We start from the raw sequence: 13,036 nt of genomic DNA, 5'->3' as shown, positions 1-13,036 counted from the left end.
TAAAGGCCCTGTCGTTTTTTTTCCGTATCCGCGTTTTCTCAAGGGCGCTTGTCCGTGACGGAGGTCACACTCTTGCCTCAACGCCAGTGAGCCTGGGCGAGGATGTTTCTGGCCCGGCGCATGGATCAGGAATGTCCCTTGCCAATCAATTACTTGATATCGACACCGCGAGAGCGGCCGGAAGCCTGACGCGGATCGGCGGCGCCCGCCTCGGGCGTTCGGGCCAAGCCTGAATATTCCTAAATTGTTTCTATTGAGTCGGTACGGCTCAAAGTCCGGCGCTCACCAGCGGAGAGGTCGAGTCGAGGCGAGGGAAAAGCCGGTCGCGTCGCCTTGTGACGCGGATTCACGCGGCGTCGTCATCGGACTGTCGGCAGGCTCGACCGTATCGCGCCTACACGGAATCCGACAACCCCTCAGCGATCGGAGCATCCCGCCAGCGCCAGGCACAGGAGGCCTAGGCCAGCCCAAACACGGGCGCCCGGCCAAGACCAGACGCATCCGCTTCGCGCGGATCCGTCGAGCCCGACCGGCGTGGAGCGCGGGGATCTCGGGGCGGACCGCTTATCGCGGCATGATGATGGCCGGCGGCGGCTCGCCGTAATCCTTGCGGAAGGTCAACACCTCCTTGGTCAGCATCGGTGGCCAGGGTTGGGGGCTGAGCTTGATACAGCCTTCGCGACAATCCGTGACACAGTTGCCGCAGAGGATGCAGAGACTGTGGTCGATGGCCCAGGTCTTGTCGTTCTTGCTGGCGACGATGGCATCCGTCGGACATTTCGTGGCGCAGATGGTGCAGAAGGTGCAATCGTTGATCTTGAACTTGATATGACCGCGCGTCTTGGCGTAGGGCTTGCGCTTCTCGAACGGATAGAGCCGGGTCGCCGGCTTGGCGAGGGCGCTCCTCGTCACCAGCGATGAAATGCGGAACCAGGACCAGGACATGGCGTTATCTCTCGTTGCAGCTCACACAGGGATCGATGGTCAGCACGATGACCGGCACGTCGGCCAGCTCGCAGCCCTTGAGCATATGCACGAGCGGCGCGATGTTGGCGAAGGTGGGCGTGCGCACCCGGAAGCGCTCCAGATTCTTCTGGCCGTTGGCGCTGAAGTAGTAGCAGACCTCGCCGCGCGGCTGCTCCAGCCGGAACATCGCCTCGCCGGTCGGCCGCTTGCCCTTGACCGAGACACTGATCTCGCCCGCGGGCATCCGATCGAGACACTGGGTGATGAGATCGAACGACTGATCGACCTCGCGCACCCGCACGATGCAGCGGGCATAACAGTCGCCGGCCTGCTCGACCACCGGCTCCCAGTCCAGATCGCCGAAGGCGGCGTAACCGAGCTGGCGCATATCGCGCGCGATCCCGCTTCCGCGCAGCACCGGACCCACGGCGCCCAGCGCATGGGCGTCCTCGGCGCTCAGGACACCGACGCCGACGGTGCGTTTCTTGACCGTGGCGTCTTGCCGGAAGATGTTGGCGATCTCGTCGAAGGCGCTCCGGATCTCGCCGATGCGCCGCCGCACCGAGCGCAGCGTCTCGTCGTTGACATCCTTGCGAATGCCTCCGACCTTGCAGACGCCGAAGATGACCCGCCCGCCGGTGGTCTCCTCGATGATGTCGACCAGCATCTCGCGGATGCGCCAACTGTGCTGGAAGAGGCTCTCGAAGCCGAGGGCGTCGGCGGACAGACCCAGCCAGAGGATATGGCTCTGAATACGCGAGATCTCGCCCCAGACGGTGCGCAGATAGACGGCCCGCGGCGGGGCTTCGACGCCCATCAATTGCTCGATGGCCTGGCAGTAGCCCTGACCGTGGATGAAGCTGCAAATGCCGCAGATCCGCTCCGCGACATTGGCCATTTCGATGAAGTCATGGCGCTCGGCCAGCAGCTCCAGACCGCGATGGACATAGCCGATCGAGGGCAGCGCCTGAACGACCCGTTCGTCGTCGAGTTCCAGATCCAGGTGAATGGGCTCGGGCAGCACCGGATGCTGGGGGCCGAATGGGATGATGGTGGTATTCGACATGGATCAGACCTCCGGGCCGGATGTGTCCGAGGCGTTCGCGGGCTTGGCCTCCTTGCGGGCCGCCGACGGTTTCTTCGGTTTTTCCTTCTTGATGGTCACGTCGCCCGAGAAGGGGATCTTGGTCTTGGTGCGCAGGAAGTTGCCGCCGTAATCCACCGCCAGCCCCGGCACGGAAATACCGAACAGATCCTTGAGCTCGTTCTCGTAGGTGAAGGCGGCCAGGAAGACACCGCTGAGACTGGGCAGCTCCGGCTGGTCGCGTGGAATCCGCGTGCGGTAGTTGGCGCAGCGATAATCCTTGTCGTAGCTGATCATGATCTCGAAATGGTCCCCGCGCGCGGTGCCGGTCATCTGCACCAGTCGGGCTCCATCGGCGCGATGGCGTTCCGCCGTCGACACCCATTGATCGAGCGGAAGATCGTTGAAAGGCTCGTCGAGACTCATGCCGGTACCACCTTACGTTGACGTTTACGCTCCTTGGCCCGCTCCTCCAGGATGTCGAGCGCCTTGACGATCCCGTCGATGATGCTCTCCGGGCGCGCCGCGCAGCCGGGTACGTAGACATCGACCGGGATCACCTTATCGATGCCGCCATAGACGTTGTAGGCATCGCGGAAGATGCCGCCGCTCAGGGCGCAGGCGCCGATCGCGACCACCACCTTGGGGTCCGGCATCTGGGCATAGAGATTTTCGACCACCTTGCGCGACTCCTCGTTCACCGAGCCGGTGACCAGGAAGATGTCCGCGTGCTTGGGGTTGCCGGTGTTGACGATCCCGAACCGCTCCACGTCGTAGGTCGGCGTCAGACAGGCCAGCAGCTCGATATCGCAGCCATTGCAGCTCGTCGCCGCGTAATGGAGAACCCAGGGAGATTTTTTCAGGAAGCTCATGATGTCAGGTCATCAGTGGAAGAAGCATGAGGTTGGTCACGCCGAAGACGATCGTGACCAACCAGGACGCCTTGAGCGTACTGGACCACTTGAGGCGGGCGTGGGTATTGTCCACCAGAACCTCGGCGAAAAAGAGCACGAAAGCCAGGGGTAAGGCCACCGCCAGCCCGAGCGGGGCGAAGAACAGATAGAGCCAGGCCAGCAGGATGGTGTTCTCGTACCAATGGGCGATCTCCACCAGCGCCAGGTCGCTCCCCGAGAAATCGGTCGTGATGCCCTTGACCAGTTCCTGATGACCGTGGTGCGAGGAACTGAGATCGAAGGGCGACTTGCGCAGCTTGATGGTCAGCACGAACAGGAAGCCGATCAGGATTCCGGACAGTTGCAGCACCTGCCAGGGACTGCCCGCCACGATGTCGGAGACACGGAAGCTGTCCGCCACCAGATAGAAGCCGAGCGGCACCAGGATCAGCATCGGCTCGTAGGCCATCATCAGCATCAGCTCGCGCGAGGAGCCGACGTTGCTGTAGGGCGAGTTGGTCGAGTAGGCGGCGAGACAGAGAAAAATCCCCGATACCGTGAGCGCGAAGACGCTCAGCAGCAGATCGCCGCCCAGGAAGATGATGAAACCCGAGACCACCATGAAAAAGAGGAAACCCCAGAGATAGAGCGTCTGGAGCCCCGTCACCACCAGGGTGTCCTTTTCGAACAGCTTGAGGACATCGTAGATGGGTTGCAGCAGCGGCGGACCCTGCCGCGACTGCATCCGCGCCGTCAGCCGACGGTCGAGGCCGGCGAGCAGCGCGCCGACCAGTGGACCCAGCAGGATGAAACCGAACGCGAGCAACCAGGTAGGCGTATTCACAGTGCGACCCCTCCCACCATCACGACGATCAGCACGCCGGCCCCGAGCATTCCATAGCGCATCATGATGTCCTCACGGATGAAGCCCGACAGATAGTAGCCCCGGCTCTCGACGACCCGCTCGACGCCCATGGCCCCGCGATAGGAGGCGCTCCCGGACACGTTCGCGCCGCTCAGATAACCGCTCACCTCCGCGTGTCGCGGCGGTCGCAGCCAGAAGGCCAGCGGCATCAGAAAGAGACCGGCCAACATCAGGCTCATGATGGCGATGTTGTCCCAGGGAATGCTCGCCGCGACGACCGGAATCAGCCCCAGGGCGCCCAGATAGTCGGTATAGGGGATGACAAAGACCTTATCGGCCAGCGGGAAGAGCGCGCAGGCCACATAGGTGATCAGGGTCAGGGATACCAGCGCGATCGCCTCGTCACGCGGGATCGGATCCGTGCCTGGCGGTAAGCGGCGCGGCATGGCCACCAGCTTGCCCATCCATTTACTCCAGAAGAAGAGCGTCGGGGCGCTGCCGAAGGCCAGGATGGTTGCCAGCATCAGGCCATCGCCCAGCATCACATCCATGCTCAGGAACGCCTGGAAACTGGTGTATTTGCTCAAGAGCATCCCGAAGGGGGCCAGGAACATGCCCAGGATGCCGACCAGCATCATGGCGGCCATCGCCGGACGCCGGTAGACCAGCCCTTCCATGTCCTCGATATCGCGACTGCCGATCAGATGCTCGGTGGTGCCCACGGCGAGGAACATCAGCGCCTTGGCCACCGCGTGGAACAGAATCAGCAGGATCGCCGCCCACATGGCCCCGGCCGTGCCGACTCCCGCGCACATGACAATCAGACCCAGGTTGGCGATAGTCGAATAGGCCAGCACCAGCTTAGCGTTGCGCTGATTGACCGCGACCAGCGAGGTCACCAGGAAGGTCACGCCGCCGATGAGCGACAGCAGCAGACCCGCGTAGGTGTCATAAAAGACCGGCGACAGTTTCACCAGCAGGAAGACGCCCGCCTTGACCATGGTGCTCGAATGCAGCAGGGCGGAGACGGGCGTCGGCGCGACCATGGCCCCCAGCAGCCAGGACGAAAAAGGCAACTGCGCCGACTTGGCCAGCCCCGCCACCGCGATCAGCACGGCCGGAATCAGGGCCATGGCGCTGCCCGCGGCGATGAGCTGGTCCAATTCCCAGGTATGCAACCCAGGCCCGAAGGTCAGCCAGGCGATCGCCGCCGCGAAGGAGACGCCGCCGATCAGATTGAGTCCCAGCGCGCGAAAGCCGTTGCGGACCGCCTCGTCCGTCCCCGAGTAGGCGATCAGCCAGAAGGAACAGAGCGTCGTCACCTCCCAGAAGAAGAACAGCCAGAGGAGATGATTGGAGAAGACGATGCCGAACATCGAGGCCAGGAAGAGGAACAGCATGAAATAGAAGGCGGCCTGCCGGTTCGGCACCGTCTTCTCATGCGCGTGATAATCCTGCATGTAGCGAATGGCATGGATGCAGATCAGCCCGCCCACCACGCCCACGATCAGGGTCATGAGCACGGTGAAGCTGTCGATATAGAAGGGATGCGCGACCTCGGGGGTCACTTCGGCAAACTCGGCGCTCAACATCAGCCCGGTCTGGAGCACGACGAGCACCGGGATGTACCACTCCCGCGCCACGATGCGCCGGCAGAAATAGAGCAGGACGAGCGCCAGCCCGACGCCGCCGATGGTGAACATCCAGTCGAGGACGTGCAGGACACCAGGGCTCAGGGCAAAGAATTCAGGTCCGGAGGCGAGATGAAACAGGGCCAGAAGGACCGAGGCCAACGCGATGACCGACGCGGAGAGTCGCACACGGCGTGAACGGGTCTCGACATCCGGAGACGCGGCGACCGCGAATCCCGCGAGCAGGGAAAAACCGATGAGGAAGCTGATCGAGTACATCTTGTGCTCCTTGGAGCGAAGAATCCGTCGACGGATCGCGGCAGCCTTGCAACGCGAGCCGCTGACGGCGCGAACCAACAGGGCCGAGCGAGCTGCATGGTATCGCTCGCGACTCAAACCGCATAGTCCGACAAGACTCTAAACGGTCATTTCGAGAGCTTCGGGTTGGACCGCATGGACGCACCATAGCCAAAGGGCGCACGGACATTGAAGCAACAGCCACGGATGCATGGACAGCGGGGAAGAAGATGCCGGAGAATTGCTGCGCCGCATCATGATCATGCGACATCGCGGAGGCGCACAGTAGGTCCGGCGCTACCACCAAGCCACCACCGGAGACCCAGATGTCCGAAGATCTCGACCAGAGCGCACTCGATTACCATCGTTATCCCAAACCCGGCAAGCTGGAGATCAAGGCGACCAAGCCGCTCGCCAATCAGCGCGATCTGGCGCTCGCCTATTCGCCCGGCGTCGCCGCCGCCTGCCGCGAGATCGAGAAGGATCCGCTCGCCGCCTCGCTCTATACCTCGCGCGGCAATCTGGTCGCGGTCATCACCAACGGCACCGCCGTGCTGGGCCTGGGGGCCATCGGCAGTCTGGCCTCCAAGCCGGTGATGGAAGGCAAGGCGGTGCTGTTCAAGCAGTTCGCCGACATCGACGTCTTCGATGTCGAGATCGAGGAGCGCGATCCGCAGCAATTCATCGAGACCGTCGTCCGGCTCGAACCCACCTTCGGCGCCATCAATCTGGAAGATATCAAGGCGCCGGAGTGCTTCATCATCGAGAAGGCACTCAAGGAGCGCATGGGCATCCCGGTCTTCCACGATGATCAGCACGGCACCGCCATCGTGGTGAGCGCGGCCATCCTCAACGGGCTGCGGGTGGTCGGCAAGGACATCGGCCAGGCGCGGCTGGTCACCTCCGGCGCGGGCGCCGCCGCCCTGGCGTGCGTGGATCTGCTGGTCGAGATGGGTCTGTCCAAGGCCAACGTCACCCTGACCGACATCGCGGGCGTCGTCTACCAGGGCCGCGCCGATGAGATGGACCCCTACAAGGGACGCTACGCGATCGCGACGGACAAGCGCCGCCTGGAGCAGGTGATCGAGGGCGCGGACATCTTCCTGGGCCTGTCGGCGGCCGGCGTCCTGAAGGCGGACTGGCTGGGCCGCATGGCGGATCGTCCCATCATCATGGCGCTCGCCAATCCGGTGCCAGAGATCATGCCCGATCTCGCCCGCGCGGCGCGCCCGGACGCCATCATCGCCACCGGCCGCTCGGACTATCCGAATCAGGTCAACAACGTCCTCTGCTTCCCCTTCATCTTTCGCGGCGCGCTCGACTGTGGCGCCAGCGAGATCAACGAGGCGATGAAGATCGCCTGCGTACGCGCCATCGCCGATCTGGCCATGGCCGAGCCCTCGGACATCGTGCGCGCGGCCTACGGCGGGCAGCAGCTCCAGTTCGGCCCCGAGTACCTCATCCCCAAGCCCTTCGATCCGCGCCTGATGGAGCATCTGGCTCCGGCGGTGGCGCGCGCGGCCATGGAAAGCGGCGTGGCGACCCGGCCGATCGCGGATCTGGACGCCTACCGCCAGTCGCTGAACCATCGCGCCTATCGCACCGGCATGACCATGAAGCCGGTCTTCGACCAGGCGCGCGTGGCCCCCAAGCGGGTGGTGTTCGCCGAGGGCGAGGACGAACGGGTGCTCCAGGTCGCGCAGCAGGCGGTGACGGAGGGCATCGCCCGGCCGATGCTGATCGGACGCCCCGAGGTGATCGGCAACCGGCTCGGCGAGTTGGGTCTGAGCATCCGCCCGGATCGCGATTTCGACCTCGTCATCCCCTGCGAGAACGCCAACTTCGAGACCCACTGGCAAACCTTCTACGCCCAGGTCAAGCGGCGCGGCTATGCCCCGGACGAGGCGCGCGAGTACATCCGCAACGATCCGACCGTGCTGGCCGCGACCATGGTCCGCTGCGGCGACGCGGATGCCATGATCTGCGGGCTGGTCGGACGCTACGCCCGTCATCTCAAGCATGTCGAGGAGGCGATCGGAACCGCCCCCGGCGTGCGCAAGCTCACGGCCATGAACGCCGTGGTGCTGCGCTCCGGTCCGCTCTTCATCGCCGACACCTATGTCCAGACCGACCCGAGCGCCGATGATCTGGCGGAGATCACCCGGCTGTGCGCGGCCGAGGTCAAGCGCTTCGGCCTGGAACCCAAGGTCGCCTTCGTCTCGCACTCCAACTTCGGCAGCGACGACTCGCCGGCCGCGACCAAAATGACCGAGGCGCTGCGGTTGCTGCGCGGACAAGATCCCGAACTGGAGGTCGAGGGCGAGATGCACGCCAACCTGGCCTTCGATGCGATCGGACGCCAGGCGCGCTTCCCCGACTCGCGCCTGACCGGACGCGCCAATCTGCTCATCATGCCCAATCAGGACGCGGCCAATATCGCCTTCAACCTGCTGCGCACCATGAACGAGGGCGGCGCCTTTGGCCCCATGCTGCTCGGGACCGCGCACGCCGCCCATGTCGTCACCCCGAGCACCTCCGTGCGCGGGCTGCTCAACATGACCGCGTTGGCCGTCGTCCAGGCCGCCTGAGGGGGATTCACCGAAGCCCTGGACCGCGCCTCATGGATGAGGCGCGGTCCGCGAAGGGCGCCTTGAGCCGCTCGGACCATCCCTGTATCCTCGCGCCCTTCTCGCCTTCGAGGCAGGCCAGCGGCCTGTCCTCAACGCCCACATGGCGGCCCCCTCTCCAAAGGACGCAGCGATCGCTCGATGAATCCGTCAACGCAGACCGAGCCCAGGAGCTGGAAACAGACCGGCCGGGAGCTCCTCGACCCAGGCGTCGTCAGCATGCTCTTTCTCGGCTTCTCGGCCGGGATCCCGCTGCTCCTGATCTTCTCTTCCCTGTCGCTGTGGCTGCGCGAGGCCGGGATCGAACGCAACGCGGTGACCTTCTTCAGTTGGGCCGCCCTCGCCTTTTCGTTCAAATTCATCTGGGCACCCCTGGTCGACCGCCTGCCCGTGCCCTTTCTGACCCGCTGGTTCGGCCGGCGCCGGGCCTGGTTGCTGGTCGCCCAAACCTCGATCATCGTCGCCATCCTGCTCATGGCCCACGTCGACCCCGCGACCGGCGGCGACAGCCTGACCTGGATGGCGCTGGCCGCCGTGATGCTCGGCTTCTCGGCGGCGACCCAGGACATCGTGATCGATGCCTACCGGATCGAATCCGCCGCGCCGCGACTCCAGGCGCTCATGTCCTCCACCTATATCGCCGGTTACCGCATCGGCATGGTCGTGGCGGGCGCTGGCGCCCTCTATCTAGCCGATCTCTTCGGCTCGGAGGCCGGCGCCTACGACTACATGGCCTGGCGCACGACCTATCTCATCATGGCCAGCACCATGCTGGTCGGACTGATCACGACCCTGAGGATCCGCGAACCGGTGACCGATCGCTCCGGCGACCATCACTACGCACCCACGGATTATCTGCGTCTGCTGGCCGTCTTCGCGGTCACGGCGGCCACCTTCGCGATGGTCTTCTTCCTGGGCGACGCCTTTTTCAGCGCGCTGAAGACATCCGCCGGTGGCGGCGCGCTGACCGGCTTCCTGCTGGAGATGCTGCATTTCGTGCTGGCGGTGAGCGCCGCCGTCGCGGTCGGCTGGACACTGGTGACCCTGGGCGCCATCAACCGGGTCATGGCCCGCGAGACCTGGCTCGAACCGGCGCTGGATTTCTTCCGTCGCTACGGACTCAAGACCGCGCTTCTGCTGCTGGCGCTGATCGGACTCTATCGGATCTCGGACATCGTGCTCGGGGTCATATCCAATGTCTTCTACCAGGATCTCGGCTTCACCAAGTCCCAGATCGCCACGGCGGTCAAGACCTTCGGCGTCTTCGTCAGCATCGCGGGCGGATTGCTCGGCGGACTGCTGGCGACCCGCTATGGCGTGATGCGCATCCTCATGCTCGGTGCCATCCTGTCGTCGGCGGCCCAGCTCATCTTCATCGCCCTGGCCAATGCCGGCGCCAATCTGGTTCTGCTCTATATCGCGGTCGGCGCGGACAATCTGGTGGCTGGGCTCGCCAGCGCGGCCTTCGTCGCCTTCCTGTCGAGCCTGACCAGCGTGTCCTTCACCGCCGTGCAGTACGCCATTTTCAGTTCGCTCATGACCCTGCTGCCCAAGCTATTGGGCGGCTACTCGGGGACCATCGTCAACGGGGTTGGCTATCCGGGGTTCTTCGTCTTCACTTGCTTGATCGGGGTGCCGGTTATTGTCTTGGTTTGGATCGCGGGTAAGCGACTCGCCATAGACGGCCATGCGAAACCAGGGTGACGAGGCCAGCAACGGAACCATCAGCCGTGCCTCGCCCGCGCGCGCGATGCTTTCCGCGCCCGATGGTTATTAGCTTGCGAAAAAGCAGAATAGTAGCCTATACTAATATTGTCGGTTATCGACAACGAACGGGCTTTTCGTCTCGCCCGAGTAATATTCACTCAGATGACGCGCCATCAAACCCTCAAACGTCCCGTTCGAACGAATTCACATTATTGGCGTATCCAGCCATCCGGCGGCATGCGTCAACACAAGGTCTATTTTGGAAGGTCTTCACGATTTCCATCAGGTCTTGGCTCAGGCCCCGCCAGGCATCCTCTCGTGTCGGCTTCATTGGCACCTTGATTCCTGGCTGTACGGACCAGACTTTATACACGCTTCAAAGTCGCCCCGAGGGGACGCTGATCTGATTTCACTCCTGAATCGAGTCGGCTGGCGATCTAAGCGAGACCGAACTCGCGGATCGATGTATCTTTGACGCCTCATCGCTGTTGGGGAGGACGGGGCATTCCGCCCTGCTGGAAACGCTGGTTCACAGCATTTCCACTACGTTTCATGACAAAGGTAATGACAATGAAAAACATCGTTAAGTACGCCGGCCTTGCGGCCGTAGTTGGTATGGCCAGCGTTTCTTTTACCGCGAATGCCTGGTGGGGTCCGGGCGGCGGCGGTCCCGGCTATGGCAACGGCAACGGCATGTGGGACAACATGGGCGACATGTTCGGTGACGGTTCCGGCGACTTCAACATGAACATGAGTGGCGGCGGAAGTGGCCGTGGCTATGGTCGCGGCTATGGCCGTGGCAACGGCTATGGTTACGGCGAAGGCTACGGCGCGCCCTATGGCTACGGCGCGCCCTATGGCTACGGAGCACCCTACGGCGGCTACGGCGCGCCTTACGGCTACGGTGGTGGCATGCCTTACGGTTACGGCGCCCCGCAGGGTTACGGCGCTCCCTACGGGATGATGCCTCAGCAGATGCCCGCGCCGGTCCCGCCGCAGGGCGTGCCCGCGCAATAAGGCGCTAGCGCCGGATTGCCGAGGGCACCGGCGGTCAGCTCCCCGCGAGTTGACCGCCGGTGGCCGACGCAAGGCCGGCCTTCCTTCTCGCTAATCCACGCCACTCCCGTTCAGACCGCTCCCCAGCCCATCCGCTTGGCGTCGGTCTTGGTCGCTAGGACGTCCTCCAGGGTCTTGAGCGGATAGTCCGGCCGATAGTCCTTGCTCGCCTCGTGGACCACGACGACCTTGTCCTCCCCCGACATCCCCTTCAGATCCGCCTTGTCCACGTAGAAGGCTTCCATCAGCTCGTTCCAAACCAGACCTTCGTGGAACTGGATCAAGACGTAGCGCTGTCCCTCGATCTCGACCTGGCAATTCTCGGCCAGGTTATCGATATAGAAGAGCGGAACGGCATCGGCGGCGAGATCGCCCTTGAAATGGGCCACGAACTCCGGCAATTCCTCGACGCTCGCGAAATTGCCTGCCACCAGATGCAGCTTGTCGGTATCCGCCAGCAATACCGCCTGCTTGATCAGCGCCTTGGGCGGAGCGCGCTTGCCGGCGACCGACTTGAGTTCACCTTCCAGCACGACGAACTCGCCCCGGAAGGCCAGCAACCCAGGTTTGCTGGTCGCGCCAAACAGCGTCTTGAGCCAAAAGCGTTCTTCTTTTTCATAGGTTTCGAGCATCATCGCGGAATCGTCTCCCTCGGTATGGAAATAAATGGCATGAGCCCGTGGCGAGCCCCACCGCCAGGCTTCGAACGCCGGGTCGGGGATTCGCCAGACCGCGCGCGTTTGTCATCTTGACGACAAACCCGACAGCGCGGCGACCACGCTGGAATGGATGCGCGCTTGCCGGCAAGGCCGCTTGCGATCAGGCTCCTAGCCGGGAGCGACAGGTCTTGCCCCACGACCACGAGCCCGCCGCGGTCAGGTTTTCAAGGCGCGGGTGAGTCATAAGCAAATTCGAGACCAGGCACTAACAGCCTGACGCGGCCGGCATGACAGTGGCGCGGATTCGTGGCACCCTTCGCGCACCCTGTCGAATGAGCCCCCCGTCATGTTCTCTCCCGCCGCCATCGTCCCCGCCTTTCCGTCGCGGTTGTCGCTCGCCTTCGCCTTGGTTCAGGCATCGACCCTCAAGGCCGCCGAGGCTCCGCCCACGACCAGCGACGGCGCGCTCTTCAGCGAGCTGTTCTTCCTCAAGCTCGGCTTCTCCTTCATGATTGGATTGGCGATGGGCTTCGCGCTCAAGGTCGCCTTCAAGATCGCGCTGTTCGTGATCGGTCTCATTCTTCTGGCGACCTTCGCGTTGCAATTCGCCGGTCTCCTCGATGTGAATTGGAGCGGACTCGAAGTCCACTACGATGGCTGGGCCGATTGGATGGGGGCCGGCGCGGGCGTATTCTTCGGCTTCGTCGGAGATAACCTGACCAGCGCCGCGTCCTTTCTCGCTGGCCTGGCGCTGGGTCTGAAGTTCTAGCCCGGCCGCCCTCCCCCTCAGGATCCGCGCCCGTTGGTGAAACCCGACTCCACCGGGACACGCAGATAGAACAGACTCAAGCCTTGCGCACCGACGTGATCGAGGAAACGATCCGCCTCCTCCTCGGTCACCACGAACCCCACTTCCACCGGCAGATCGCCGGCCAGCTCGAAGAAATGGTCCTCGTGCAGACGCCCGTGCCGGCCGTATCCAGCCAGGGCGCGAAAGGCCGAGCCACCGTGCAGCCCGAATGTCTTGGCCTCCTCCAACAGCCATTCATAGATCAGCTTGTGACGATGACGGCGGCTCTCCGCCACGTAGAACTTGAGAAAACAGCCTTGCATGGTGTGTCCTCCTGAAACGGAGATGTCGAATGGCGCCTCAAAGGCGCGCCATCAACAGATGCGCCAGCCCCAGACCGAGCGCCGTCATGGTCAGGGAACCGGCAAGATGCGCCCCGATCGCCCCCAGCCCCCAGAGAA

The 13,036-nt window shown here is 63.6% G+C and carries 12 protein-coding genes; 4 read left to right on the top strand and 8 right to left on the bottom strand.

Going from position 1 to position 13,036, the window contains the following annotated elements:
• Nucleotides 1-564 precede the first annotated feature (564 nt).
• Genes CKO27_RS18885 through CKO27_RS18860 form a run of 6 tightly spaced genes read right to left on the bottom strand, consistent with a single transcriptional unit; the run spans nt 565 to nt 5,718 of the window.
• Nucleotides 565-945, bottom strand: a complete 381-nt coding sequence (locus CKO27_RS18885; RefSeq protein ID WP_200376477.1) for a 4Fe-4S binding protein — start codon at nt 943-945, stop codon at nt 565-567.
• Between the two features lie 4 nt (nt 946-949).
• On the bottom strand, nt 950-2,032 hold the full coding sequence (locus CKO27_RS18880) for a hydrogenase large subunit (RefSeq protein WP_200376476.1): 1,083 nt from the start codon (nt 2,030-2,032) through the stop codon (nt 950-952).
• A gap of 3 nt (nt 2,033-2,035) precedes the next feature.
• Nucleotides 2,036-2,476, bottom strand: a complete 441-nt coding sequence (locus tag CKO27_RS18875) for an NADH-quinone oxidoreductase subunit C (RefSeq protein ID WP_200376475.1) — start codon at nt 2,474-2,476, stop codon at nt 2,036-2,038.
• Nucleotides 2,473-2,922 (bottom strand): NADH-quinone oxidoreductase subunit B family protein, encoded by a 450-nt coding sequence (locus CKO27_RS18870; protein WP_200376474.1) that lies wholly within the window; start codon nt 2,920-2,922, stop codon nt 2,473-2,475. The genes CKO27_RS18875 and CKO27_RS18870 overlap by 4 nt, the downstream gene beginning before the upstream one ends.
• A gap of 4 nt (nt 2,923-2,926) precedes the next feature.
• Nucleotides 2,927-3,787, bottom strand: coding sequence for an NADH-quinone oxidoreductase subunit H (locus CKO27_RS18865; RefSeq protein ID WP_200376473.1), 861 nt, complete (start codon nt 3,785-3,787; stop codon nt 2,927-2,929).
• Nucleotides 3,784-5,718, bottom strand: coding sequence for an NADH-quinone oxidoreductase subunit 5 family protein (locus tag CKO27_RS18860; RefSeq protein WP_200376472.1), 1,935 nt, complete (start codon nt 5,716-5,718; stop codon nt 3,784-3,786). Before CKO27_RS18860 ends, CKO27_RS18865 begins: the two co-directional genes overlap by 4 nt.
• A 344-nt stretch (nt 5,719-6,062) precedes the next feature.
• On the opposite strand from CKO27_RS18860, the gene CKO27_RS18855 reads away from it, so the two are divergent.
• The 3 genes from CKO27_RS18855 (at nt 6,063) to CKO27_RS18845 (ending at nt 11,087) form a co-directional block, all read left to right on the top strand.
• On the top strand, nt 6,063-8,324 hold the full coding sequence (locus tag CKO27_RS18855; RefSeq protein ID WP_200376471.1) for an NADP-dependent malic enzyme: 2,262 nt from the start codon (nt 6,063-6,065) through the stop codon (nt 8,322-8,324).
• A 180-nt stretch (nt 8,325-8,504) separates the two neighbouring features.
• Complete coding sequence (locus tag CKO27_RS18850) at nt 8,505-10,067, top strand: AmpG family muropeptide MFS transporter (protein WP_200376470.1); 1,563 nt, start codon at nt 8,505-8,507, stop codon at nt 10,065-10,067.
• 573 nt (nt 10,068-10,640) lie between these two features.
• Nucleotides 10,641-11,087: a sulfur globule family protein gene (locus CKO27_RS18845; protein WP_200376469.1), complete on the top strand. Its 447-nt coding sequence runs from the start codon at nt 10,641-10,643 to the stop codon at nt 11,085-11,087.
• A 110-nt stretch (nt 11,088-11,197) separates the two neighbouring features.
• On the opposite strand, the gene CKO27_RS18840 is transcribed toward CKO27_RS18845, so the two are convergent.
• Nucleotides 11,198-11,761, bottom strand: a complete 564-nt coding sequence (locus tag CKO27_RS18840) for a hypothetical protein (protein ID WP_200376468.1) — start codon at nt 11,759-11,761, stop codon at nt 11,198-11,200.
• Between the two features lie 370 nt (nt 11,762-12,131).
• On the opposite strand from CKO27_RS18840, the gene CKO27_RS18835 reads away from it, so the two are divergent.
• Nucleotides 12,132-12,554 (top strand): FUN14 domain-containing protein, encoded by a 423-nt coding sequence (locus CKO27_RS18835; RefSeq protein WP_200376467.1) that lies wholly within the window; start codon nt 12,132-12,134, stop codon nt 12,552-12,554.
• 17 nt (nt 12,555-12,571) lie between these two features.
• Here CKO27_RS18835 and CKO27_RS18830 read toward each other — a convergent pair whose 3' ends face one another.
• Nucleotides 12,572-12,898, bottom strand: coding sequence for a DUF190 domain-containing protein (locus tag CKO27_RS18830; RefSeq protein WP_200376466.1), 327 nt, complete (start codon nt 12,896-12,898; stop codon nt 12,572-12,574).
• Nucleotides 12,899-13,036 lie beyond the last annotated feature (138 nt).

It is taken from the genome of Thiocystis violacea, from assembly GCF_016583575.1.
In the GTDB taxonomy this organism is placed as follows: Bacteria; Pseudomonadota; Gammaproteobacteria; order Chromatiales; family Chromatiaceae; genus Thiocystis; species Thiocystis violacea.
The sequence above is the reverse complement of the archived record's forward strand: the minus strand, read 5'-3'. Positions and strand labels throughout refer to the sequence as shown.